Source organism: Polaribacter sp. Asnod6-C07 (assembly GCF_045063625.1).
GTDB classification, from domain to species: Bacteria; Bacteroidota; Bacteroidia; order Flavobacteriales; family Flavobacteriaceae; genus Polaribacter; species Polaribacter vadi_A.
The window spans coordinates 970,326-997,234 of record NZ_JBEFOF010000005.1 but is presented as its reverse complement, the minus strand read 5'-3'; the positions used below and the strand labels follow the sequence as shown (position 1 = coordinate 997,234).

Sequence of the window (26,909 nt, the reverse complement as noted above, 5' to 3'; positions counted from 1 at the left end):
TTAATAAAAAAAAACATTATCAAAATGAAAAAAATAATTTACTTTCTAAGTTTATTCTTGTTACAATATAGTTGTGCTAAACAACCTCACCTAGAGTTAGTATCACCAGACGGAAAACTTACAGTAAAGTTAGATAATTCAGAAAATAAGTTAACATATAATTTGTACAAAAATGATACAGAAATTATTCTAAACTCTAAGATTTCAATTTTACAAAATTCAAAAGTAGAAGTCGTAAACACTAAACAAAAACAAGTAAATAAAAGTTGGAATCCTGTTTGGGGGCAGTTTAGTGAAATTAACAATCATTATAATGAATTAGAAGTTACTTTAAATTATGAGGGAGTTCCTGCAACTCTTTTTATAAGATCCTATATCAACGGATTGGCTTTTCGTTTTAAAGTATCAGAATTGCCAAAAAACAGTACATCTTCGTTTTTTATTGAATATGGATTGTCTAATAAATCGCAATTATATTCTCCAGCAGGTTCAGGAAAACTTTTAGAGCCTGTTTCTGTAGAAAATTTGACGCAATTAGATACTAAAAAACACCATTTAAAAATACCATTAGTGGCAGAAGTTTCTCAAGATAAATATGTGTCAATTTTAGAGTCAGATTTAATAAGTGCTTCTGGTTTTGATGTAATGAGCTTACAGATTGATAAACAAAGTAAACAGTTAATTTCTAAAAACGATTTTACATCTAAAGAAGACAATATTATAACGCCTTGGAGAGTCATTCTTGTAGAAGATACTATAGGTGATTTATTAATTAATACAGTGTCGTTAAACGTTGCAGCTGAAAATAAAATAAAAGACCCATCGTGGATTAAACCAGGTAAAACTTTATGGGATTGGAGAGTGCATGGATATACAGCAAAAGATGGATTTACTTATGGAATTGATAATGAAAGCTATTACAGATTTATAGATTTTGCTGCAGAAAACGACATAGAATATTTTATGATAGATGATGCTTGGTATACACATGTAGAGCCAGGTAAAATGACTTTGTCAGAAAAATTAGATTTAGAAAAAGTGATTGAGTATGCTAAAGAAAAAGAAGTAGAACTGTTGCTTTATTATGATAGAAGACATGGGAATTATGGAGATAAAGAATTGTTTCCATACTACAAGTCTTTAAATATGAAAGGGATTAAGTACGGTTTTATGGGGCCAAAAGTACCTTTTACTAGAGATGCTATACGCTTGAGTGCGGAGAGTAATTTATTGATAGATTTTCATGATGGACCTGTTCCTTTTACAGGTGTATCTAGAACCTATCCTAATGCTATTACAAGAGAATTTTGTCATGCACAACAAGACTATAGAAAAGCTTTTACACCTAAAACTTTTATAAGAATGGCATTAATTAATGCGTTACAAGGTCCTTTAGATATGAACAATGGAATTTTTGATGTGACAAGTGTAAATGCAGGAGAAAGACAAAAAGGACCCAAAAAAAGAAATTCTTTACAAACTACATCTGTAGCAGAAGCAGCAAGAACCTTAATTATTTTTAGTGGTTTGGTTTGTATACCAGATGCACCAGAAGCCTATGCAGAAAAACTTGACTTATTTGAATTTATAAAAGAAATGCCTGTAGGTAAATGGGATGAAACTAAAATTTTACATGCTAAAATGGACGCATACATTTCTACAGCAAGAAGACATGGAGATGAATGGTTTATAGGATCAGTTCATAGTAAAGGTGGTACGTTAGATTTTTCATTAGACTTTCTTAAAGAAAACAAAACATATACTGTTACTTATTACGAAGATACTAAAGAAACCAATAGTAAAACAAACCCAGAAGCTTACCAAGTAAGAACAGCAACAGTTAAAAAGGGAGATGTAATTAAAGCCAATATAGTGGCAGGTAGTGGACATTGTATGTGGATTAGACCTGTATAAATAAAAAAATTTGATAGCCTAAAAGGATGAGAAAGAGTATAATAAAGATGTTTTTTTTAATATTGCTGATGTTTTGTTTTGCAACAAATGCACAGAATAAGCAACCCAATATTATTTTAATTTATGCAGATGATTTAGGAAAAGGAATCTTAAGTCATTATGGGCAAAAAATAATTAGTACACCACATATAGATCAGTTAGCAAAAGAGGGCGTTACTTTTGAAAACGCTTATTCAGGTATGGTATGTGCACCTTCTAGGGCTTCGTTAATTTCTGGACTAAGAGACTCTGATCCAAATAATTTTGAAATTACCAAAGCAGGTATTTATAAAAAAATTAGTAATGGTAAATATACCAATCAACAAATTCAGAGCAAAATAGATAATACGCTAACACCTCCAGATAATAGCTCCATTTTTTTAGGAGAAGTAGCTCAAAAACAAGGATATATAACTGGTCAGTTTGGAAAGTTAGAATGGGGTTTTGCAACGTCTCACAAACAAATGGTAAGACATGGTTGGGATGAATATTATGGATATTTAGATCATGTAAGAGCACATGGTTTTTACCCTCCTTTTTTATTCAGAAATGGAGAGGTAGAATATATTGAAGGAAATACACATGCTGATGCTGGTAAGACCAAAGAAAATGAAACACCAGAAAAATACAAAGAACGTTGGAATATGAACGGTAAAACCGTGTATTCTCAACACTTGTTTATGAATAATGTTTTAAACTTTATTAGTAAAAATAAAGAGAAACCATTCTTTTTGTATTTCCCTACACAATTACCACATGGTCCAGTTTCAGTACCAGCTGTACATCCAGATTTTGCCAACAACAAGCAATTAACTCCCATAGAAAAGGAGTATGCTTCTATGGTAAAAATGTTAGATGATAATGTGGGTCAAATAATGGCACATTTAAAAAATTTAGAGATAGATGAAAACACTTTAGTGATTTTTACATCAGACAACGGACACGAGATTTATTATACTCAAGAAGGACGTGTGTACAAGCCTTATAAAAATGTAAAAACAGGAGTGCGTTTTGATGATTTAAAAGACAAATTTTACAGCAATTTTGGAGGTGATGTTTTTGATGGTAATGGAGGAAGAGCAGGTTTAAAACGAAGCAATTTGCAAGGAGGTATTCAAACACCATTAATTGCTAGATGGCCTAAAAAAATCGCCAAAGGCAAAACAAGTGATTTGTTAGTGGCTAATTATGATTTTGTAGCCACCATTGCAGATATTACAGGGTACAAAGGAAAAGTAAAAACAGATGGGCTATCGTTTTATAAAGAATTAATAGGAAAAGGAAATAATAAAGAACATGATTTTGTGGTATATGCTTCGTTTATTGGGCCAACCATTATTACCAAAGATGGATGGAAACTAAGAACGCATGTACCTAAAAATGCTTTTGAGTTGTTCTATTTACTAGAGGATTATAAAGAGGAGAATGATTTGTCTCAAAAATATCCTGAAAAAGTAAGGGCACTTAAAAAAGAAATGTTAAAAGCTTGTGCAGGTAATTTAGAGAACGGAGTTTTTACGTTTGGTAAAAATTCTATAGATGTAGAAAAAAAATCAAAAAAGCATAAATAAAAAAGTCAATAGCCATAATAGTATGATAAAAAGAAGTACATCATTTTTAAGAAACCTAAGTTTACTAGCAAGCATTGTTTTTTTATTAGCTTCATGTGTCAAAAAAATAGAAAAGGATACAGCAAATTTAAAATTATGGTATCAAAAACCAGCTAAAGCAACTCCTATAAGACCTTTAGGAAAGCCAAATAAGGACGATCCAGAGTGGTTAAAAGCATTACCTTTGGGTAATGGATCTTTTGGAGCTATGGTTTTTGGAGATGTAAACAAAGAACGTATTCAGTTAAATGAAGAAACCATGTGGTCTGGAAGCGTAGATGATAATGACAATCCAGCAGCATTAGAAGCACAAGCCGAAATTAGAAAATTACTTTTTGAAGGAAAATACAAAGAAGCAACAGAACTAACAAGACAAACCCAAGTGTGTATAGGTGCAGGTACTGGACATGGTAAAGGAGCGAATGTACCTTTTGGATGTTTCCAAACATTAGGAGACCTTTGGTTAGATTTTGAAAAAGAGAACGATTATCAAAATTATCAAAGAGAGTTAGATTTAGAGGATGCAGTGGTTAGAGTTCAGTATAGTCAAGATAAAGTTACTTATAAAAGAGAATATTTTGTAAGCCACCCAGATCAATTAATGGTGGTAAAACTAACAGCTGATGTACCAGGAAGTATTTCTTTTAAAAGTACTTTAACTAGACCTGAATTGTATCAAACAGAGGCAACACAAGATCAACTAGTAATGCAAGGAGCTCTTTCTGATGGAAAAGGAGGAAAAGGTTTGGAATATATAACTCGTTTGTCTGCTAAAAATAAAAACGGAACAGTAATTTATAAAGATAATTATATAGAAGTAAAGAATGCTGATGAGGTAATCCTTTATTTAACAGCATCTACCAATTATGTATTAGATTATCCTAATTATAAAGGTAGAGATCATAAAACCATTACAACAGAAAATCTAAAAAAAGGAAAAGAAAAATCTTACGATGAAGTTTTAAAAGAACATACTCAAGATTATCAAAAGTACTTTAACAGAGTAAGCTTGCAATTAACAACCAGTTTAGATACTATTCCTACGGATGTGAGGTTAAAAAACTTTAAAAAATCAACAGAAAAATCAGATTTACATTTGGTTGAATTGCTCTATCAATATGGTCGATATTTATTGATTTCATCTTCAAGACCAGGAACCATGCCTGCAAATTTACAAGGTATTTGGGCAAATCAATTGCAAACACCTTGGAATGGTGATTATCACACAGATGTAAACGTACAAATGAATTATTGGTTGGCAGAGGTTGCCAATTTAGGAGAAATGCATTTGCCTTTGTTCGATTTAATGGCTTCTCTTCAAGAGCCAGGAGCAAAAACAGCTAAAGTGCATTACAATGCTAAAGGTTGGGTAGTTCACCCAGTAACCAATGTTTGGGGGTTTACATCACCTGGAGAAAAATCAGATTGGGGAATGCATGTAGGAGCAGGAGCATGGTTAACAACGCATATTATGGAGCACTACTATTTTACTTTAGATAAAGAATTTCTAAAGAAAGAATTTCCGGTTTTAAAGGGAGCTACTGAATTTTATATGGATTGGTTAATTCCAGATGCTAAAACAGGTAAGTTAATTTCAGGACCAACAGTTTCTCCAGAAAATAAATTTAGAGCTCCTGATGGTAGTGTTAGTAAAATATGTATGGCACCTGCTCACGATCAACAAGTTATTTGGCAATTATTTCAGAATTATATAGACGCTGCAACTACATTAAACATAACAGATGAATTTTTAGAACATGTAAAACAAGCTCAACAACAATTACAAGGGCCTAAAATTGGAAACGATGGTAGGTTATTAGAATGGAATGAAGAGTTTGAAGAGATTGAAAAAGGACACAGACATATTTCTCATTTATATGCATTACACCCTGGTTTCCAAATAGATGTTAATGAAACACCAGAATGGGCTACAGCAGCCAAAAAATCTTTAGATTATAGAATTCAGCATGGTGGAGGTGCAACAGGTTGGAGTTCTGCATGGTTGATTAATCAGTATGCACGTTTGGGTGATAGAGACAATGCAGAGAACAGTTTAAAGACTCTTTTATCTAAAAGAATTAGCTACAATTTGTTTGGTCAGCATCCGCCTTTTCAAATAGATGCCAATTTTGGAGCTACTGCTGGAATTTCGGAAATGTTATTGCAAAGTCATACTGGTGAAATTAGATTACTACCTGCTTTGCCAAGCGATTGGAAAAATGGAGCAGTAAAAGGGTTGTGTGCTAAAGGAGGGTTTGTAATTGATCTTCAATGGAAAGATGGAAAATTAACCAAAGCACAAATTTATTCTAAGAATGGTGGTGTTGCAAATATAAAATACAAAAGTAAAATCATAAATGTTAACACATTAGTTGGTCAGAATATAGATATTCAATTATAGTAAAAGTGTAGAGAATTTAATCATTAAGTAAAAAATTAAAAATGAATTATTATCATGTATAAAATATATTCTTTTATTTTTTGTGCGTTTTTTTTGATGTCATGTTCAGTTAAAAGCATCAATGAGAACCAAAGTTTTCAGTTTAAAAATATTCCAAATAGTATAGATATAAATCAGTTGAAAACAAAAGGTGTTTTGCAGTTAAATAAACAAGTACTTACGCCTGATTCAAAAGGAATTATAGCAGAAATAAAACTAGAACTCCCACAGTTTAAAAAAGGAATTTACTATCGTCCATTTTCAGAAAAATTAGCAGCAGGAAATAGGGTAGAACCGCTTTGGTTTGATAATATTTCAGACTTAAACAATTATCAACATCAAGCACCAAGAATGGATAGCCATGTTAATTTGGGAGCATTTATGATGTTGCAAAAAGAGGATGGAGAATATTTAGCATTGTTACCATTAGTTTCCAATCGTATGGGAAATACGTTTAGTGTACATGATAACAATATATACATCACCATGGCTACTTATGGAACAGATACAGAAAACGTGCAAGTTCCTTTTATGAGTTATGCACAATCTAAAAACCCGTATAAAGCTGCAAGACAGGTTTGGGAACAAGCTATGGAAATGAATGGTGTTAAAGAAAATATCAGTTGGAGGTCTGATAAAACATATCCAGAAGCCTATAGGTATTTAGGATGGTGTTCTTGGGAACATTACAAGCATAAAATTAACGAAGAAATTATTTTAAATGCAGCCAAAGACATCAAAAAAAGTTCCATTCCTTTTAGATGGATGTTGATTGATGATGGGTACTTAGATCATAAAGGAGGACAATTACTGTCTTTTGGAGTTGATAAAAAGAAGTTTCCTAATGGTTGGGAGCCTATTATTGCTCAAAAAGATGAGAAAATAAAATGGATGGGAATTTGGAGAAACTTTAATGGTTATTTTGGAGGACTTTCATTAAACCATAACATACCTGAGTTACAAGATCACTTGGTAAAGAGAAATCCTAAAGGCAAAAAAGAAATGTACATGCCTAAAATTTCAGAAGAAGGAGCCAATGCTTTTTATCATGAAATGACTCAGGCAACCAAAGAAAGTGGTTTTGATATCATTAAGGTTGATTTTCAATCGGATAATTTTAGAAACAATACAGGAGCTAGTAATGCTATTTTAGGAGTACACTATAACAATATTGCTTTAGAAGAAAATTGTGTAGACAAAGATTTAATGTTGTTAAATTGTATTGCACAACAAAATTTTAATGTCTTTAATCATAAGCACAGTGCTTTAATTAGAGGAAGTGTAGATTATAAAACCACTAAAGATCGTTTAGATATTACCTTGGTGCAAAACTTTGCCAATGCTTTTTGGTTAGGACATACACACTGGTTAGATCAGGATATGTTTTTTGCCAATTTTAAAGAAACCGCAAGATTAATGGCAGTGGCTAGAGCTTTGTCTGGAGGTCCTGTTTATTTGTCTGATGAACCAGAAAATATTGAAGATACTGTTTTAAAGCCTTTAACTTATGCTGATGGACGTATTTTAGGAACTTTAGCTCCTGCAGTTCCCTTGCCAGAAAGTTTAATGCAAGATCCTTATGTTGATGGGAAATCATTCAACGTAATTGCTCCGTTAAAAAATAAAACAGCCGCAATTATGGCTGTTAATTTAAGTCAAGATGATAAAGATGTAAACGCTAAAATTTCTTTAAAAGATTATGCTTTTGCTGGCGGAATGATACAACCATACAATGGATTATGGGAAACTCCTAAAGAAGGAATTTTGTTGTATGATTATTACAAAGAAACAGCACAAGTGTTAAAAGATGATTATCAATTTACATTGGCATCAAGAAAGGAACGTCTTCTTTTGTTAAATCCTATCAAAGAAGGGTGGGCTGTAATTGGTAGACCTGACAAATATTTATCTGCAGCTACTTATGAGTTAGAAGCTATAAGTCAAGAAAGTTTAAAGATTAGAATGATAGAGGATGGAACTTTATTGTTGTGGTCTCATGGAAAAACTCCTGTTTCAGAAAATTTTGAATTCACAGATGTAGGAAATGGTTTATGGAAAGGTAACTTGATAAAACAAGCCGAAAATAGCATATATATTATTCATAAAAAAGAATTGTAATTATGAAAACTATCATCACTTTATTATTGTTGATTTTTGCAAGTATACCATCACATGCCCAATTTTTATTGAGTTATGATAAGCCTGCGAGTGAATTTACAGAAACTCAAAGAAAAGACTACAAAAAAAATGGCTATATGCAAGAAGCTTTGCCTTTGGGAAACGGAAGACTTGGAGCAATGTTTTCTGGAGGAATTGCCGAAGAACATATCATGCTAAATGACATTACTTTGTGGATGAATAGTAAGCGTGGATTAGATTCAGTAGCACAATCTGGAACTAGAATAGGAGCTTATAAAAATTTTGAGAAAGTTAGAGATGCTTATAGAAATGGACGTTACGGAACTTCAGAAAACAGTATGGAGGGTATGTCTACCAAATATTTAAGTAGTCATCAACCTTTAGGAAATTACGCTCCTTTTACAGATGTATATATCAATACAGGACATCAAAAAAAGGATGTGACTAATTACCAACGTTCTTTAGATATTAAATCTGGTGTAGGAACTGTTAGTTATACTATTGGAAAAAGTCATTTTACTAGAGAGTTTTTTTGCAGTTACCCAAATGACGTAATGGTAATTCGTTATACAGCTCAACAAGCTGATTTAGATTTAACGGTTGAGACGAATACCTTGCATAAAATTACGGGATTAAATGCGGAAGGAAATCAAATTGTATTGAACGCAGAAGCTGCTATGGAAAAAGATCCTATTCAATTTCAGCAAAGAGTTTGGATAGATGCAGGTGATGCTATTTTAAAAGCAAATAAAGATGGTTCTATCCATATAAAAAACGCAAATGATGTTAAGATTTTCATTACTGCTTATACAGATTACTTACCAAAATATCCATCATTTAAAGGTCGAGATTTTATAGCTGATGCTGAAATAAAAATGAAAGAGGCTACTCAATTAGGATATGATGAATTAAAGAAAAATCATCAAAAAGATGTGTCAGCATTAATGAATCGTTGTCAGTTTAATTTAGATTATAAATCTGCAGGGTTAACAACAGATAAATTGATAGCACAAGGTTCTAGCCTTGAATTAGAAAATCTATATTTTAATTATGCAAGATATTTACAGTTAAGTTCTTCTAGATCTGCACCAGTGCCATCGAATTTACAAGGTTTGTGGAATGGGCATTTAAAACCAGCTTGGAATGCTGATTATCATACAGATATTAATGTAGCTATGAATTATTGGATGGTAGAAACAGCTAATTTACCTGAGTCTTTTTCACCTTATGCAGAGTGGTTAAAAGTATTAGCACAATCTGGAAAACATGTAGCAAAACAAACTTTTGGTATAGATAAAGGTTGGAGTACAGGCTTAAATAGTAATGTGTTTGGATTTGCTGCTCCAAACGTTCACGGAAGACGTATGCAACAATCAGGAGCATGGTTGTGCCAGAATTTATTTGAACATTATGCTTTTAATCAAGACAAAAAATATTTAGAAGAAATTTATCCTGTTTTAAAAGGAGCGGCTGAGTTTTATTTAGCCTTTTTAGATCCATGGAAAGATGGTACTTTGATTGCATATCCAACTTGGTCTCCAGAAAATGCTTATTTGCTAAAAGAACACGGTAAATTAAATAAACAAGCTTACGGTGCTTCTTACGAGCAACAGTTAATATTGAATTTATTTACAGATTGTATAGAAGCTTCTGTAGTTTTAAATAAAGATGCAAGGTTTAGAAAAAATTTGCAACAAACAATACCTAAACTGTGCCCTCAAAAAATAGGGCAATATGGACAGGTACAAGAATGGCCAGAAGATTGGGATCGACCAGATGATCACCACAGGCATATTTCACATTTAATAGCTCTACATCCAGGAAGAGATTTCTCACCTTTAACCACTCCAGAATTATCAGAAGCTGCTTTGGTTACTATGAAACATCGAGGTGATATTTCTACAGGTTGGAGTACTGCATGGAAAACTAATTTTTGGGCAAGGTTACAAAATGGAGATAAAGCGTATCAGTTTTATCAATTTTTAACAGCCAAAAGAACGTATACTAATTTGTTTGATTTTCATCCGCCTTTCCAAATTGATGGAAATTTTGGTGGAACTGCTGGAGTATGCGAAATGTTGTTGCAAAGTCACTTAAGAAGTGTAAATAACAAAGCAGAAAATATAGAAGAAGCTGCTTTTGTTGCTTATCAAAAAAAATCAGAAAACAACAAGCAATTTATTCCTGTTACTCCAAAAGAAACTATTGCCAATGCACCATATATTTTACACTTATTACCTGCATTACCATCGGCATGGAAAAATGGAAATATAAAAGGTTTGAGAGCTCGTGGAGGTTTTGAAGTTGATATAGAATGGAAGAATGATGAATTGGTTAATGCAACAATTCATGCCAAAACAACTGGGAAGTTTAGAGTTTATTATCAAGGAAAATTAAGTCAAGTGTTTTCATTAAAAAAAGGAGACTCAATAATTTGGAATACAAATCATAAAAATAAATAGCATGAAAAATTTATTTACCAAAGTTATCTGTTTAATTACAGTAAGCGTTTTAAATGCTCAAGAAAGTAAAGATTGGCCTGTATTAAAAACCTACGATCAAGAGCATATTCAAAAAATAAAAATGCCTGTGGGCGGATTAGGTACAGGAACCATTTCTTTAACAGGTAGAGGTTCTTTAGAAGATTGGGAGATTATGAATCGTCCAGCTAAAGGTTTTAATCCTACTTTAGAAAATTGGGGGCCTGTAAAGAAAAAAGGGCCATTTTTCGCTATTTATATTGAGGATGGAAATGGAAATAAACAAACACGTTTGTTAGAAGGGATGCAAACAGAAACTTCATACGAAGGTGCATTAGGGGCAGTCTCTAACAATCATGGATTGCCACGTTTTAGTAATGCATCTTTTAAAACAGCCTATCCTTTTGGTCAAGTTTTTTTGAGCGATGATGCGTTGCCTGTAGATGTTGTGGTAGGAGCATACAATTCATTAGTCCCAGGAAATATAGATGACAGTAGTATTCCTATGGCGGTTTTGAACTATAAAGTTAAAAATACTAGTAATAAGGATATTACAGTATCACTTTCAGGAACCATTCAAAACTTTATTGGTTTTGACGGGAACAGAGGAAAAGCCATAAAGAACCTAAATACTATTAGAGAAGAAGATGGCGTAAAAGGAATCCATTACACAAGTAATGGTGTAGATCCTAAAAGTGAACAATGGGGAACCATGAGTTTTGTGTCTTTAAACAAAGGACAAACAACATACAGAACAGCATGGCAAAAAAAGACAAGTAGATGGGATAAAAAAAGATTAGATTTTTGGGATGATTTCAGCGAAGATGGTGTATTAGAAAAAAGAGTAAATGACCAAGCAAATGCTCCTATGGGATCTTTGGCTGTAAAAAACACCTTAAAACCAGGAGAAGAAAAAACATTTCGTTTTTTAATCAGTTGGCATTTTCCTAACAGACAAACTTGGGATAAACCAGGTTTTCAAAAGTATATAAAAGCTACAGTTGGAAATTATTATACAACACAATACAAAGATTCTTGGGATGTGATTTCTAAAACCATTCCTCGTTTAAACGAATTAGAAAATAACACCAAAACCTTTGTCAATTCTCTTATTAATAGTGACTTACCTGAAGAGGTAAAAGAATCTTCATTGTTCAATTTAGCACATTTAAGAACGCAGTTGGCTTTTAGAATTAAGAGTGGACACTTACTAGGTTGGGAAGGACTTTTTGATGATAGAGGTTCTTGTTTTGGTTCTTGTACACATGTTTGGAATTACGAACAAACGACCGCATTTTTGTTTGGTGAATTGGCAAAAACTATGCGTGATGTAGAATATCAATACGCTACAGATGATGAAGGAATGATGAGTTTTAGAGTGTATTTACCCTTAGAACAAGGACAAAAATGGGGAAAAGCTGCTGCTGATGGACAAATGGGAGCTATTATGAAGTTTTATAGAGAATGGCAGTTGTCTGGGGATGATGCTTTTTTAGAAAAACATTGGCCTATGGTTAAAAAAACTTTAGAGTTTTGTTGGATTCCTGGAGGATGGGATGCTAATAAAGATGGAGTAATGGAAGGTTCTCAACACAATACCATGGATGTAGAATATTTTGGTCCTAATCCGCAAATGGGTTTTTGGTATTTAGGAGCGTTGAGAGCTTCAGAAGAAATGGCTAATTATTTAGGAGAAAAGAAATTTGCTAAAACTTGTAAAAATTTATACAAGAAAGGATCACAATGGATGGATGAAAATTTATTCAATGGCGAATATTACGAACAACATATAGAGCCACCAATGTCTGAAGATAATGTAGCTAAATCTTTAATGCATGTTACTTCTAACAAAGGAATTGATTTGACCTCACCAGATTTTCAATTAGGAAACGGAGTTTTGGTAGATCAATTGGTGGGACAAGTGTTTGCTCATTTGGTAGGTTTAGGATATTTAGGAAAAGAAGAAAATGTCAAAAAAACTTTGGAATCTGTTATGAAATACAATTACGTAGAGAATATGACTTCTCATGCTAATTTCCATCGTTCTTATGCATTGGGTGATGAATCTGCGTTGCTAATGGCTGCTTACCCTAATGGAAGACCAGACAAACCATTTCCATATTATACAGAAGTAATGACAGGTTTTGAATATACAGCTGCTGTTGGAATGTTACAAGAAGGTTTAACAGAAGATGGATTAAAAACGATACGTAATATTAGAGATCGTTATGATGGAAAAAAAAGAAGTCCTTTTGATGAAGCAGAAGCAGGACATCATTACGCACGTAGTATGATGGCTTGGGCAGGTATTTTAGCAATGACTAAATTTCAATACTCTGCTGTAGAGAAATCGATGAGTTTTACCTCTAAACCCGGAACTTATTTCTGGAGTAATGGTTATAGTTATGGAACTTGTATGGTAAAAGATAAAGAAGCTGAGCTAACAGTACTTTCAGGGAATTTAACTTTAAATCAATTTTCTTTAGACAAAATCGGAACTAAAAACCTGAAAAATAAGACTATAAATTCTGGAAATACAATTAAAATTAAACTATAAAATAATGAAAAATCATATAAAAATAGCATTTACTTATTTAACAATAATGGTAGCTACCATATTAGTAAGTGCATGTGGAAGCAGCCAATCAAAAAAAACAGAAGATTATCAAGAAGTTCAGAGTACAAAAGAAGTAAGTTTTTCATATTCAGAAATAGAAGGAATAGGAAAAACATCAAAATATAATAGAAGAGACCCCAGTGATGTTATTAAAGTAGGGAACAAATATTATATCTGGTATACTCGTATGGATAAGCCTGTAAGATCTGGTTATTGGGGAACCATTTGGTATGCTACTTCCGAAGACGAAGGTCATACTTGGCAAGAGCAAGGAATGGCACTTGGTTTAGGAGAAGAGGGAACTTTTGATAGTCATTCTGTTTTTACTCCAAACATATTAGGGTATAAAGGAAAATATTATATGTATTATACAGGTGTACAACCTACTCCAGGAAACCCTAATAAGAAGTTTGAAGGTAACCATACTACAGATTATACAGCTATTGGAATTGCGGTTGCTGATAGCCCTGATGGACCTTTTAAAAGACCTAAAAATAATATTGTAATAGCTCATAGTGAGGTGTCGTCTGATTTTGATAGTTATAGAGTAGATGATGCAAGTATGCTGGTTAAAGATGGAAAAATATGGTTGTATTACAAAGGAAGATGTATAGAGCATGGAAAAGAAGGACCTAAACGTACTCAAATGGGAGTAGCTATGGCAGAAAATCCAATAGGACCATTTACAAAATATGCACATCCATTGGTAGAAAATGGGCATGAAGTGATGATTTGGAATCAAAATGGAGGGATAGCTTCATTAACTTCTTTGAGCAAGTCAATTCATTGGGCAAAAGATGGTTTAGATTTTTCTCCTCTAGCAGAAAACTTAACTAAAATTCCAATGGCTCCAGGTTTATACAGACCACATTTAGAAAATGGAAATACTTCAAGTGAAGTACCTAGTTGGGGAATTTGCATGAGACAAAGTAAAGGAGAAGCACATTTATTTAGATATGAAATTAAAAATATGGATTTGTAAATAATAGTAAGAAATAATAAATGAATTGGCTGATGTCAGTTTAACATAAAGATAAAAACTGAATAATCAATAAAACTTTAATTATGTTTAAAAGTATTCGAATAGAAGTTTTTAGTTGTTCGAAAAAGAGTAAAATTACATTACTTTTTTTACTCACAGTTATGTTTGTCAATTTTACCTATAGTCAGTCTATATCTATAGATGCTAACGATACAAGACAATATATATTTATGATGGGAGCAGATAGGGAACGAAGTGCAGGAAATTTACAAAATGTGGCTACAAATAGAGATTCTATTATTAAATGGGTAGTTAATATATATCCTAACCCTGTTACAGAAGGGCAAGTAACTATAAATTTTGGTAGCAATAACACAGCAAAAATAGCTAAAATTCAAATTTTAAATTTAATAGGGAAAACTATTCTTAATGATGAAATAAATATTTATAACAATAAAATAGATTTAAAATTAAATTCACTAATAACAGAAGGTCTTTATTTAGTAAGGGTTTTGGTGTCAGATGAGTATCGAACTTTTAAATTAATTGTTCAATAGAGAAAATATTTATAACAATAAAATTAAATTAATTTAAAACTATATATAATGCTTAGCTTTTATTCTAATAAAAAACCAGTATCATCAAAATTATCAATAAGTATTAAAAAAATATATTACTTATTGTTTGTTTTGTGTTTTAGTTGCACATCTACAGATGCTCAATCAATAATAATAAATACTTCTGACTACAAACAAACAATTGATATAATTGGTGGTGATATGGAACGAAGCTCCAAGGTTGTACAATTTACAGTTAAAAACAAAGAAGATGTAATTCAATGGGGGTTTGGAGATATAAAATATAATTATTGCAGGGTACAATTCGATAAAAATCAAGAATCTACAGAGGGTACTAAAAACTGGGCGTTTTATGACAGGCAAATAGCTACAATGCAAGAAGTAAAAGCGGTAAATCCAAACATTAAGTTTTGGGCAACCTTAAAATCTGATTATGATGGCTATGGAAGTAATAGTAATATGCCAGATTGGATTGTTAAAAACTTTAACGCAAGTAATCCTAGTCAAGCAATAGTAGATACAGATAAATGGGCTGTTTTTTTAGCAGATTATTTAGAATATATGGAAGCTAACAATGTACCTATTCACACACTTTCTACAGTAAAAGAATGGAATGGTTATATTAATGCAGAGAAATCTAGAGATATTATTCTTAAATTAAAAGATGAATGTGCTGCTAGAAATATTACAATGCCATTGATTAATGATTCTGCTTCTTGGAGTATGGCTGCAGGTAGAGGGTTTATGAATGGTGTTAATAATTTAGGTACTAAAGATCTTTATGGAGGTTTTTCTAATCATGAATACGCTTCTAACGATACTCCAGAAGTAGAATGGCCACAAAACGTAGCGATAGCCAATGCTATGGGAAAAAAATTATATCAAGATGAAACCATTACTGGAGCAGGAACCTTAGATGGAGAAGAACCACCTATTTTTAGATATGCGCAAAGAGCAGTACTTTATCAATCTGGTGTAAGTGGAGAAATAATGTTCGAAATTTGGTCAAGAGGTACAAATAGTGAAATCCGTTCTATTTATTGGAAATGGGGTGGAACTGCCCAAAGGCTTATGGGGTATTATATTGCAAAACATTTTACAAACAATGTTTTAGATAGTAAGTATATAACTTCTACTTCAGAAAACGTAATTGGTGGAGAATATTCAGCTACTCAATATGGAGGTGTTACAAAAATGGCTTTTCGTAAAGGTAATAAGGTAATTCTTTGGGTGATGAATTTTACGTCTCCAAGTTTAGCTACAGTAGATTATCCGTCTTTTAAAATTAATTTATTAAATAGTTTTATAGATGGTAATGTTGAACATAAGTATTGGAATTCTGGTTCTGTTTCAGCAGGAACTGTAAATATAGAAGGAGCTGATGCTACTTTTACACCAACATCTTCTACTTCATTTGATGCAGAGCTTAAAGAAAATAGTATCAATGTTTTTACTTTTAATGTATCTGAAGATGCTTTGTCAACAACAGATTTAGAGTTAATTGATTTAACAATTTTAAAGAATCCTGTTCAAAACGAATTAATGTTAAGTAAAACGATTAAAGATTATAAAATAATCAGTTTAACAGGTAGTGTTCTAAAAAAAGGTTCAGATAAAATTAAAAAAATAGATGTTTCTAATCTTTCATCAGGCATGTATATTTTACAAGTAATTACTGATGAAGATAAACAAGTTGCGTATAAATTTATTAAAGATTAGACTTTGTTAAAATAAAAAATAGAAAGTGATGTTTAATAAATTTCTCACATTAATAATTTTTAGCTTATTAATTATAAGTACTAGTTGTTCTGTTTCTAAAAAGACAGAAAAACAAGGAACATTTATCAATATAGATGATAAAACAATTCCTTTAACCATAGGAACTTATACAAAAGGAACTAGTGAGGGAATTTATCAAGCGGATTTTAACCCTAAAACAGGGGCTATAACAAACTTAGGTTTTATAGTTAATGCAGAACAACCTTCGTTTATAAGTGTAACAAAGAATAGAGAAAAAATTTATGCCGTAAGTGAAATTGATACTGGTAAATTAAGTGTTTTTAATAAAGAGAACAATGGTCGTTATCAATTACAACAAGAAATTGAAACCGAAGGATCTACTACTTGCCATGTCACTTTAAATAATGATGAAACATTGGTTTCAGTTGCCAATTATAGGCAGGGAAGTATTGTAGTTTATAAAGTAGAGAATAATCGTTTAACAAAGTTATCATCATTCAAACATCAAGGTTCTAGTGTGCATTTTAGACAAAAAGTGCCACATCCACACAGTACTTATTTTTCAAAAGATGAGAAATATATTTATGTGCCAGATTTAGGAACAGATGAAATTATTTCATATCCAATAAAAGAAGGATTGCCAACTGCTGGTAAGATAGCCTTAAAAATGAATCCTGGAGATGGACCAAGACATATGGCAAAACATCCTAACAAGAATTTATGGTATGTAGTGGGAGAAATCAGTAGTGTTGTTTGGGCTTTAACGCCTAAAGAGGATGGAACTTTTAGTGTAGTAGACAAACAAAATTTATTACCTGATGGAATAGAAGGAAGAAGTACAGCTGCGGATATTCATGTATCTCCAGATGGAAAATACTTATACACTTCTAATAGAGGACATCAAAAAGGATATCATTGTATTTCTGTGTTTAAGGTTTTACCCTTTGGAAAATTGGAACTCAAAGGACACTTAACTGAAGGAATCAATCAACCTAGAAATTTCACTTTGTCACCTGATGGTCAATTTTTATTAGTTGCCAATCAGTATGGGAAGGATATTATTGTTTTTAAAGTAGATAAGGATGGTATGTTGTCATTAACAGAGTATCGAGTAGAAATAAGTATGCCTGCTTGTTTAAAGTTTTAAGAAAAAATAAAGTTTATAGAAAATTAAATAATGAAATCTAAAAAAATCATTTGTCTTTTACTTTTATATCTATGTTGTGTACAAAATTTTAGTGCACAACATAAAATAAGGGTGCTTAATTTTCAGGCAGATAACGGGTTTCAACACAAGTCTAAAGAAGTAGGCCTGCAAATGATTGAGGATATAGGAAAAATCAATCATTGGCAAGTAGTAACATCTAAAGATACTGCGTACATCACAACTAAAAATTTAGAGTCTTTTGATGTCATTGTTTTTAATAATAATTGTGGAAATAAAGGAGCTATTTTTTCAAAAGTGCAATACGAAGCGCTTCAAAATTATATAAAAAGAGGAGGAGGTTTTGTAGGAATTCATTGCGCAGGAGCTATTTGGAAAGAAAACAAAGAGTTTCAAGATTGGTATGAAAACTTGATAGGAACACGATTAGAAAAACATCCTAAAGTACAAAAGGCCAAATTATTGGTGGAAAATCACAATCACTTAGCCACTAGTCATTTACCTAAGGAATGGTTGGTTAAAGATGAGTGGCATACATTTTCTTACAATCCTAGGGGAAAAGTGAATGTATTATTGTCTTTAGATGAGAATTCTTATGAAGGAAATGCAAAAATGAGAGGAGATCACCCTTTTACTTGGTACCAATATTATGATGGAGGTCGTTCATTTTTTACATCTTTAGGTCATACAATTGAGATTTATAGAAATCCAAACTATCAAAAGCTAGTAGAGGGTGGAATTATTTGGGCATCAGGAAAAAGAGAAAAGGAGTTAGTGCTTCCCGTTAAAAATGGGCTGATGGTTGATTTAAATCCAGATGAAGGGATTACTCTAGAAAAAGGAAATAGAGTGAGTTCATGGAAAAATAGTGTTAAAAACAATGTTGTTCAATCTTTTGACAAACAGAATAAAGGAAGAAAAATACCAGGTTCTGGTATGCCAAGATTAAAAATGAATGTTGCTGAACTAAATGGGCACAATAGTGTTGTGTTTCATCGTCAGGAATTGGTAAATCATCAAGAAGATGCTTTTGATCATTTAACTACCGGAAGTGGTTATACATGGTTTGCGGTAATATCGGTTTATGAACAAGTACTAGGAAAACCTGGAGTTAATTCTTTTTTTGGAAACCTACGAAACACCAATGTTGATAAGCAAGGAAGTTATGAAGGTTTTTGGGCAGGATTGAGCGATACAAATCAAGTTTGGATGGGAGCTAGAAATGCTTTGGGTAAAGGTTTGTGGCATCAAAATAGTCCGCATGTAATAAGTCTAGAAGAATTAGAAACATCAAGATATTATTTGGTTATGGGAAGAATGGAAGCTGGTACTGACAAATCAAAAATGGAATTGTTTATAAATTCAGTAACTCCTATAGCAGAAGATGTTTTTCCGGTAAATACAAAAGCAAATCCATCTAAAATGGCCATTGGTCAGGAGAGAAATGCGACCAACCATCCAGGACATGAATCTTTTGATGGAGAAATTGCAAGGTTTTTAATTTATGAAAAGCCATTGTTAAACGATGAGTTTAAAAGCGTAAAAAAATATTTAATGAATACATATAATATAATAAAATGAAAAAGATGCATCTTTTGGTCGTATTACTTTTTGTGTTAGTTCAATCAAATGCTCAGGAAAATACATGGCCTGTTTTAAAGTCTTATGATCAAAACCATACAGATAGAATAGCCATGCCAGTAGGGGGGATTGGAACTGGAACTATTTCATTAACGGGGAGAGGTGCGCTAGAAGATTGGGAAATTATGAGTCGCCCAGCTAAGGGATTTACTCCAAAATACGCAGGAGTTGCTGTGATTAATAGAGCACCGTTTTTTTCTATTTATTATAAAGAAGCACAAAAAAAGGGAAAGGCTTTGCTTTTAGAAGGGCCTGTACCTGTTAAATATGATGAAGGATATTATGGTTCTAGAGCTCCAAACCATGGATTGCCAAGATTTTCAAATGCTACTTTTCAAACAGCATATCCTTTTGGAGAAGTTTTATTAACAGACAAGGAAGTCCCTTTAGAAGTAACAGTTGGAGCATTCAATCCGTTAATTCCTGGAAATACAGAAGATAGTAGTTTACCAATGGTTGTGTTAAGTTATAAGGTAAAAAATACAAGTAACCAATCCATTACTATTTCTTTGGCAGGAAACATTCCTAACTTTATAGGTTTTGATGGTAAAGAAGGAAAATCCTATCAAAATATTAATACTTACAAAGAAGAAAATGAATTCAAAGGAATTCATTACACCGCTAATAAAGAAATTGATAAAGAAAGTATGCAATGGGGTACTTTTAGTATGGTAACCAATAGCCAAGAAGAAATTTCTTATCGTACAGCATGGAAACCTGGAGAATGGGGAAATAGTACTTTAGAATTTTGGGATGATTATACAGATGATGGACTTTTGGAAGAAAGAACATCAGATCAAAAAAATAATATGGGATCTTTAGCTGTGAAAACAATTTTAGCTCCTAATGAAGAAAAAGTCATTCGTTTTTTCATTACATGGAATTTTCCAAACCGTCCGGCTTGGGGAAATGACAAAGCAAATGTGGGTAATTTTTATGCAAATCAATACAAAGATTCTTGGGAAGTAGCTCAAAAACACGTTGCTAGAATCCCAAAGTTAGAACAAGAAACTAAAGCATTTGTCAATGCTTTTATTCATAGTGATGCTCCAGCAATTATTAAAGAAGCAGCACTTTTTAACTTGGCACACTTTAGAACACAATTGGCATTTAAAACCAAATCTGGATATTACTTAGGTTGGGAAGGAATTAAAGATAATGATGGAAGTGGAACAGGTACTTGTACCCATGTTTGGAATTATGAGCAAACCATTCCCTTTTTGTTTGGAGATGTGGCAAAAAATATGCGTAATGTTGAGTTTGGTTATGCCATTGATAAAAGAGGAATGATGAATTATCGTATTAATCTACCACTAAAAACTAAAGCAACAAGTTTTGGATTGGCAGCTGCCGATGGACAAATGGGAAGTATTATGAAATATTACCGTGAATGGCAATTGTCTGGTGATGATGACTTTTTAAAAGAAAACTGGGACAATGTAAAAAAAGCCTTGGAGTTTTGTTGGATACCTAACGGATGGGATCCTGATAAAGATGGAGTGATGGAAGGGAGTCAGCACAATACTATGGATGTAGAATATTATGGACCTAATCCTCAAATGGGATTATGGTATTTGGGTGCTTTGCGTGCTACAGAAGAAATGGCCAATTATTTAGGAGAAAAAACGTTTGCTAAAACGTGTAAATCCTTATATGAAAACGGTTCTAAATATTTGGATAAAAACCTTTTTAATGGAGAATATTATGTACAAGAAATTGTACCACCTATGCATTTAGACAGTATTGCCAAAGGATTGATTCGTGTAAAAAGACGTTTGGTTGACGATGATCCACAATATCAATTAGGAGAAGGAGTGTTGGTAGATCAGTTGGTAGGACAAGTCATGGCACATATTTTAGATTTGGGATACTTGGTAGATAAGGGGAATGTGAAAAAGACAAATGAATCAATCTTAAAATACAACTATCGTGAAAGCTTATTAAAGCATCCTAATTTTATGAGATCGTATGCATACGGAGATGAATCTGCATTGTTAATGGCCGCTTATCCTAATAAAAGGCCCAAACAACCTTTTCCTTATTTTACAGAAGTGATGACTGGTTTTGAGCATACAGCTGCTGTAGCCATGCTTTACGAAGGTCAAGAAAAAGAAGGTTTAAAAACCATTCAAGACATTAGAAATCGTTATGATGGTAAAAAAAGAAATCCTTTTAATGAAGCAGAATATGGTCACCATTATGCACGTAGTATGATGGCTTGGGCAGGTGTTTTGGCTACTTCAGGTTTTCATTATTCAGGAGTAGAAAAATCAATGGAATTTACCTCAAATCCAGGGACTTATTTTTGGAGTAACGGTTATAGCTGGGGAACTTGTGAAGTGAAAGATAAAGAAGCAGTATTAAAAGTTCTATCAGGAGAAATAACCTTAAAACGTTTTACTTTGAAAGGAATGGGAACTAAGAAATTAAGAAAAAAAGTAATAGGTGCTAGCCAAAGTTACACGATAAAATTATAAGAAATATGAAAAAAATAACAAGCATACTCTTAGTAACTTTCTTTGTCATCATTGCTCTTGCGTTTAACAAGAAACAGCAAAAAGTATTAATTATTGGAGATTCTATTTCTATAGGATATACATCTTTTGTGCAAGAAAATTTAAAAGATATTGCCTTAGTAAAACACAATCCAGGAAATGCTCAACACACAGGAAAAGGATTAAAAAATATAGAAAAGTGGATTGGAAATGAGCATTGGGATGTCATTCAATTCAATTGGGGATTGTGGGATTTGCGTTACAGACATCCAGAGTCTAAAACTCAAGGAAAAAGAGATAAAAACAGGGGACGATTACATTCTCTTTGGCAGATTATGAAAGTAATTTAAGAGCGATTGTAAAAAAAATCAAACAAAAAACAGATGCCAAACTAATATTTGTAACCACTTCTTATGTGCCCACTCAAGAAGCAGGAAGGTATACAGAAGATGAGATTAAATATAATAAGGTTGCACGTCGTGTGATGGAAGAAAATGATATTGTGATGAATGATATTTACGAAATTTCAAAAAAAATCCATCAAAAAAATGGAAAAGGAGAGGATGATGTGCATTACCATGAAAAAGGGTATCAAGAATTAGGAGGATACATTTCATCATTTTTAAAAAAAGTCATATATGGAAATAAATAGTAAAATATGGTTGATTTTAGCATTGTTCGCATGTAATGCTTTTAGTCAAGAAAACAAGAGTAACAAACCTAATTTTGTCATCATATTTACGGACGATCAAGGTTATGCAGATTTGGGTTGTTTTGGAGGTGCTCATGTTCAAACACCCAACATTGATCAAATGGCCAAAGAAGGAGTGAAGCTTACTAGCTTTTATGTAGCAGCACCTTTGTGCACTCCATCAAGAGCAGCATTAATGACAGGAAGTTATCCTAAAAGAGTTGGATTGGCAACAGGGAATAATTTTCCTGTACTTTTAGCATCAGATTCAAAAGGATTAAATCCAGAAGAGATTACCATTGCAGAGGTATTAAAACAAGCTGGTTATAAAACAGGAATGTTTGGAAAGTGGCATTTAGGAGATCAGCCAGAATTTATGCCAAATAAGCAAGGTTTTGATGAGTTTTTTGGACTGCCTTATAGTCATGATATTTTTCCACTTCATCAAAATCAAAAGAAATTTAATTTTCCATCCTTACCAGTATTAGATAACGAAAAGGTTGTTGAGTTAGATCCAGATCCGGATTATTTAAATAAAAGAATTACAGAAAGAGCTGTAAAATTTATTGAACAAAATAAAGAGAATCCTTTCTTTGTTTATGTACCTCATACGAGTCCACATCGTCCTTTGTTGGCATCACCAAAATTTATGGAAAGCGCTCCTAAAGAAATAAGGGAAGCGTTAAAAAATGAAAAAGGAATTGACTATAAAATTAGAGATAAAATATATCCACAAACCATAGCAGAAATTGATTGGTCTGTAGGTCAAATATTAGATGCATTGAAAAAAAATGGACTTGAAGAAAATACCTTTGTCATTTTTACATCAGACAATGGTCCAACCATAGGAAGTGCAAAACCATTAAAAGGAAAAAAAGGAAGTACTTATGAAGGAGGTATGAGAATGCCAACAGTGGTTAAATGGCCAGCTAAAATTAAGAGAGGAACTGTAAATAATGAATTGATGTCTGCCATGGATTTATTACCTACGTTTGCTCATTTAGCAGGAGTAGAATTGCCTAAAGATCGTGTTATTGATGGTAAAAATATAACGCTTACATTACAAGAAAAAAGTAAAAGTCCACACAAATCTTTTTTTTACTATAGCAAAGAAAAGTTAGAAGCAGTTAGAGTTGGACAATGGAAATTACGAGTGTCTAAAAAAAGATTGCCAGAACTTTACAATTTAGAAAAAGATATTGGAGAAACAAAAAATGTAGCAACAGAACATCAAGAAATAGTAGAAAAGCTTAAGATACAAATGCAAGTGTTTGAGCAGGAGTTAAATAAAAATAGTAGACCCGCAGCTTTTGTAAAAAATCATAAGCCATTAACAAAATAAAAACTTAAAAGAATGAAGCAATTAATTTTATGGAGTTTAGTATTGTTATGCTTTAATTCGTGTAGTGCTCAGAAAAATAAAAAACCTAACTTTATCATCATTTTTACAGATGATCAAGGGTATCAAGATTTGGGCTGTTTTGGTTCTCCAAACATAAAAACACCCAATATAGATCAAATGGCATCTGAGGGGATTAAGTTCACTAATTTCTACGCTCAAACCGTTTGTGGTCCATCAAGAGCCGCTTTATTGACGGGTTCTTATCCAATGAGAAATGCTCGTAATGATAATGGTGATACACCGCATCCTAAATTAGCTTTAAGTGAAGTAACCATAGCTGAAGTATTAAAACCTGTGGGTTATAAAACAGGAATGATTGGTAAATGGGATTTGGCAGGTCATAATCCTGAAAAATTCAATCCAGATTTACTGCCAATGCATCAAGGTTTTGACGAATCTTTTTTTACGCCAGGAAGTAATGATGCTAGAGTTCATTTGATAAGAGGTAATCATTTGGTAGAAAGAAATGCTGATATGTCAACACTTACCAAACGTTATACAGATGAAGCTATTCGTTTTATAGAAAAAAACAAAAAAGAACCTTTTTTCTTGTATTTAGCGCACACTATGCCACATACTAAATTGGCGGTTTCTGATGCTTATAGAGGAAAATCAGAAGGTGGTTTGTATGGAGATGTGATTGAGGAAATTGATGATAATGTAGGACGAATTTTAGAGCATTTAAAACAAAAAGGATTAGATGAAAACACTTATGTAATTTTTACTAGTGATAATGGTCCTTGGTGGATTAAAAAAGATCATGGTGGACATGCAGAACCATTAAGAGGTGCAAAAACTTCAGCTTGGGAAGGTGGTTTTAGAGTTCCTGCCATTATACGTGCACCTGGAAAAGTACCTGCAGGAAAAACATCAGAAAATATTGTAGCAACCATAGATTTATTGCCAACCATTGCAAAAATTGCTAGAGCAGAAGTACCAAAAGATAGAGTGATTGATGGTTTGGATATTTCAAATATTATTCACGGAAAATCAACAGCATTAGACCGACCATTTTTCTATTATCAACACCATATTTTACGTGCGGTTAGAAAAGGAAAATGGAAATTACATTTGGCACATGAGCCAGATCCAACTTCTATTGTTTATAAAAAATGGCCTGTTCATAGTGCACCAAAAGATCGTGTATTATTCTTTAAACCAATGTTGTATAATTTAGAAAAGGACATTGCCGAAACTACTGATGTTGCCAACGAAAACCCAGAAGTTGTATCAGAATTGATGGAGTTGTTAGCTTGGGCAAAGGAAGATATTGGAGTCTATAAAAATAGAGGAAAAAATGCCAGACCATTAGGTAACGAGCCTTATTTTACACCTAATAATATTGTGCCATTAAAAGAGAAAAAATAAAATAATTATGAATAAAAACTTATATATAATAAAAACTGTAGTCGTACTATTTTTAAGCATTACTTGCTTTACGTTAAATGCACAATCTTTAAAGTTAGCTAATATTTTTGGAGATCATATGGTATTGCAAAGAGAAAAAAAATTACCTGTTTGGGGAACTAGTACTCCAAATGAAAAAATTACGGTGAAGTTTGATGGTCAAACAAAAAGGACAACTTCAGGCAATAATGGAAAATGGATGATCTATTTAGATCCATTGGAAACCTCTTTTGAGGGAAAAGATATGATGATTGAAGGAGATAAAAAATTGGTCATTAAAGATATTTTGGTAGGAGAAGTTTGGATTTGTGCAGGACAATCTAACATGGTAATGAGTTATAATTCTTCAGCAGAAGTTAGAGGATTGGTTCCTTTGGCTAAAAACATTCGTAGTTTTTTTGTTGAAAATAAGGTAGCGCTTGAAGAACAAAATGAAGCACCAGGTAAATGGGAAATATCACATCCTAAAAGTGCAGTAGCTTTTTCTTTTGCTTACTTTTTAAACAATTTAGGAAATGTTCCTGTGGGAATTATTCAAGCCTCTTGGGGAAGCTCTTCTATAGAAGCTTGGATGCCAAGATTTATGACTAAAGAATTACCTCACTTTAAAACCATTATGCAAGAGTTTGATGCTGATAAAGAAAGAGTTGCAAGAATTCAAAAACTCATCCATAAAGAAAATTGGACAAGAGGTGAGAATATCTTTTTAAGACGCAATTCTAATATTATTTACAATGCAATGATGCATCCTTTAATTCCTTTTGCTAACAGAGGATTGATATGGTACCAAGGAGAAAGAAATACGCGTTATATAGAAGGTTTACCAGAGGTAGAAGGAGCCAATTGGTTCCATAGAGTTTGTGGTATGAAAGATTATGATGAAGTTTTAAAAAAATGGATTCAAACATATCGTAAAAATTGGAACGATGATGAAATGCATTTTATGATAGTGATGCTTCCAGGTTATGGAAAAGGAACACAAGCAAAACAACAAATTGATGTTGAAAGTCCTACAGAAGAATCTTGGGCTTGGATGCGAGAATCTCAATTATCTGCTACAGAACTTTCAAATGTATCTGTTGTAAATACCATTGATTTAGGTGATGTTAAAAATATTCATCCTACAGACAAATTACCTATTGGGCAAAGAACAGCATTACTAGCTGCTAAAAAAACGTTAAACGTAAAGGGAGAAGCTCAAGGACCTATATTTAAAAAAGTTGAGGTTTTACAAGGAAAATTATTGGTCCATTTTAACCATGCAGAAGGCTTAAAAACTACGAATGGAAAAGCACCATCTGGATTTTGGATTACAGACAATTCTCAAAAATGGGTAAAAGCTACTGCCAAATTAGAAGGAGAAACAGTTCTTTTAAGTTCTCCAGAAGTTAAAAATCCAAAATATATTCGTTATGCTTTTTCTGGGAAACCAACGGTTAATTTAGTTAACAAAAGTGAGCTTCCAGCATATCCTTTTAGAACGGATATTTGGGAGGAGTAATAAAAAATAAAACATGAAAAAAATTGAATTGTCAAATCGAAATGTGTCGAAAATGTTAAGGATAAGTT

17 protein-coding genes are annotated in these 26,909 nt (G+C 32.6%); all 17 read left to right on the top strand.

All coding sequences use genetic code 11. The annotated features are described in order from the left end of the window. The first annotated feature begins 24 nt into the window (after positions 1-24). The gene (locus ACJJVK_RS04085) at positions 25-1,914 is read left to right on the top strand and encodes a glycoside hydrolase family 97 catalytic domain-containing protein (protein ID WP_405563477.1); all 1,890 of its coding nucleotides are present in this window, start codon (positions 25-27) and stop codon (positions 1,912-1,914) included. A 68-nt stretch (positions 1,915-1,982) separates the two neighbouring features. Then, entirely contained in the window at positions 1,983-3,524 is a 1,542-nt protein-coding gene (locus ACJJVK_RS04080) for a sulfatase-like hydrolase/transferase (protein WP_405563474.1), read from the top strand. Between the two features lie 22 nt (positions 3,525-3,546). Next, complete coding sequence (locus ACJJVK_RS04075) at positions 3,547-5,964, top strand: glycosyl hydrolase family 95 catalytic domain-containing protein (protein WP_405563471.1); 2,418 nt, start codon at positions 3,547-3,549, stop codon at positions 5,962-5,964. Positions 5,965-6,159: 195 nt separating this feature from the next. Beyond that, positions 6,160-8,121: a Sip1-related alpha-galactosidase gene (locus ACJJVK_RS04070; protein WP_405563468.1), complete on the top strand. Its 1,962-nt coding sequence runs from the start codon at positions 6,160-6,162 to the stop codon at positions 8,119-8,121. Positions 8,122-8,123: 2 nt separating this feature from the next. Next, on the top strand, positions 8,124-10,604 hold the full coding sequence (locus tag ACJJVK_RS04065) for a glycosyl hydrolase family 95 catalytic domain-containing protein (protein WP_405563465.1): 2,481 nt from the start codon (positions 8,124-8,126) through the stop codon (positions 10,602-10,604). Position 10,605: 1 nt separating this feature from the next. After that, entirely contained in the window at positions 10,606-13,179 is a 2,574-nt protein-coding gene (locus ACJJVK_RS04060) for a GH116 family glycosyl-hydrolase (RefSeq protein WP_405563462.1), read from the top strand. Between the two features lie 4 nt (positions 13,180-13,183). Next, the gene (locus ACJJVK_RS04055) at positions 13,184-14,221 is read left to right on the top strand and encodes a family 43 glycosylhydrolase (protein WP_405563459.1); all 1,038 of its coding nucleotides are present in this window, start codon (positions 13,184-13,186) and stop codon (positions 14,219-14,221) included. A 161-nt stretch (positions 14,222-14,382) separates the two neighbouring features. Then, positions 14,383-14,778 carry a T9SS type A sorting domain-containing protein gene (locus ACJJVK_RS04050; protein ID WP_405563456.1) on the top strand — a complete coding sequence of 132 codons (396 nt, stop codon included), beginning with the start codon at positions 14,383-14,385 and terminating at the stop codon, positions 14,776-14,778. Between the two features lie 48 nt (positions 14,779-14,826). Then, a complete protein-coding gene (locus ACJJVK_RS04045) occupies positions 14,827-16,518 on the top strand; it encodes a T9SS type A sorting domain-containing protein (RefSeq protein WP_405563453.1) in 1,692 nt (563 codons plus the stop codon). 28 nt (positions 16,519-16,546) lie between these two features. Further along, positions 16,547-17,686 (top strand): lactonase family protein, encoded by a 1,140-nt coding sequence (locus ACJJVK_RS04040; RefSeq protein ID WP_405563450.1) that lies wholly within the window; start codon positions 16,547-16,549, stop codon positions 17,684-17,686. A 30-nt stretch (positions 17,687-17,716) separates the two neighbouring features. Further along, on the top strand, positions 17,717-19,285 hold the full coding sequence (locus tag ACJJVK_RS04035; RefSeq protein WP_405563447.1) for a ThuA domain-containing protein: 1,569 nt from the start codon (positions 17,717-17,719) through the stop codon (positions 19,283-19,285). Then, complete coding sequence (locus ACJJVK_RS04030) at positions 19,282-21,822, top strand: GH116 family glycosyl-hydrolase (RefSeq protein ID WP_405563444.1); 2,541 nt, start codon at positions 19,282-19,284, stop codon at positions 21,820-21,822. Before ACJJVK_RS04035 ends, ACJJVK_RS04030 begins: the two co-directional genes overlap by 4 nt. A 5-nt stretch (positions 21,823-21,827) precedes the next feature. Then, entirely contained in the window at positions 21,828-22,190 is a 363-nt protein-coding gene (locus ACJJVK_RS04025; protein ID WP_405563441.1) for a hypothetical protein, read from the top strand. Next, complete coding sequence (locus tag ACJJVK_RS04020; protein ID WP_405563438.1) at positions 22,166-22,492, top strand: hypothetical protein; 327 nt, start codon at positions 22,166-22,168, stop codon at positions 22,490-22,492. The genes ACJJVK_RS04025 and ACJJVK_RS04020 overlap by 25 nt, the downstream gene beginning before the upstream one ends. Continuing rightward, positions 22,479-23,873, top strand: coding sequence for a sulfatase (locus tag ACJJVK_RS04015; RefSeq protein WP_405563435.1), 1,395 nt, complete (start codon positions 22,479-22,481; stop codon positions 23,871-23,873). The genes ACJJVK_RS04020 and ACJJVK_RS04015 overlap by 14 nt, the downstream gene beginning before the upstream one ends. Before the next feature lie 12 nt (positions 23,874-23,885). Next, on the top strand, positions 23,886-25,301 hold the full coding sequence (locus tag ACJJVK_RS04010; protein ID WP_405563432.1) for a sulfatase: 1,416 nt from the start codon (positions 23,886-23,888) through the stop codon (positions 25,299-25,301). A 7-nt stretch (positions 25,302-25,308) separates the two neighbouring features. Beyond that, positions 25,309-26,841 (top strand): sialate O-acetylesterase, encoded by a 1,533-nt coding sequence (locus tag ACJJVK_RS04005; protein ID WP_405563429.1) that lies wholly within the window; start codon positions 25,309-25,311, stop codon positions 26,839-26,841. Positions 26,842-26,909 lie beyond the last annotated feature (68 nt).

Coding starts and splice junctions, on each gene's coding strand:
- ACJJVK_RS04010 (WP_405563432.1), top strand. CDS start 23,886: ATGAAGCAATTAATTTTATGGAGTTTAGTATTGTTATGCTTTAATTCG.
- ACJJVK_RS04075 (WP_405563471.1), top strand. CDS start 3,547: ATGATAAAAAGAAGTACATCATTTTTAAGAAACCTAAGTTTACTAGCA.
- ACJJVK_RS04085 (WP_405563477.1), top strand. CDS start 25: ATGAAAAAAATAATTTACTTTCTAAGTTTATTCTTGTTACAATATAGT.
- ACJJVK_RS04035 (WP_405563447.1), top strand. CDS start 17,717: ATGAAATCTAAAAAAATCATTTGTCTTTTACTTTTATATCTATGTTGT.
- ACJJVK_RS04080 (WP_405563474.1), top strand. CDS start 1,983: ATGTTTTGTTTTGCAACAAATGCACAGAATAAGCAACCCAATATTATT.
- ACJJVK_RS04015 (WP_405563435.1), top strand. CDS start 22,479: ATGGAAATAAATAGTAAAATATGGTTGATTTTAGCATTGTTCGCATGT.
- ACJJVK_RS04025 (WP_405563441.1), top strand. CDS start 21,828: ATGAAAAAAATAACAAGCATACTCTTAGTAACTTTCTTTGTCATCATT.
- ACJJVK_RS04005 (WP_405563429.1), top strand. CDS start 25,309: ATGAATAAAAACTTATATATAATAAAAACTGTAGTCGTACTATTTTTA.
- ACJJVK_RS04060 (WP_405563462.1), top strand. CDS start 10,606: ATGAAAAATTTATTTACCAAAGTTATCTGTTTAATTACAGTAAGCGTT.
- ACJJVK_RS04055 (WP_405563459.1), top strand. CDS start 13,184: ATGAAAAATCATATAAAAATAGCATTTACTTATTTAACAATAATGGTA.
- ACJJVK_RS04050 (WP_405563456.1), top strand. CDS start 14,383: ATGTTTGTCAATTTTACCTATAGTCAGTCTATATCTATAGATGCTAAC.
- ACJJVK_RS04030 (WP_405563444.1), top strand. CDS start 19,282: ATGAAAAAGATGCATCTTTTGGTCGTATTACTTTTTGTGTTAGTTCAA.
- ACJJVK_RS04040 (WP_405563450.1), top strand. CDS start 16,547: ATGTTTAATAAATTTCTCACATTAATAATTTTTAGCTTATTAATTATA.
- ACJJVK_RS04045 (WP_405563453.1), top strand. CDS start 14,827: ATGCTTAGCTTTTATTCTAATAAAAAACCAGTATCATCAAAATTATCA.
- ACJJVK_RS04065 (WP_405563465.1), top strand. CDS start 8,124: ATGAAAACTATCATCACTTTATTATTGTTGATTTTTGCAAGTATACCA.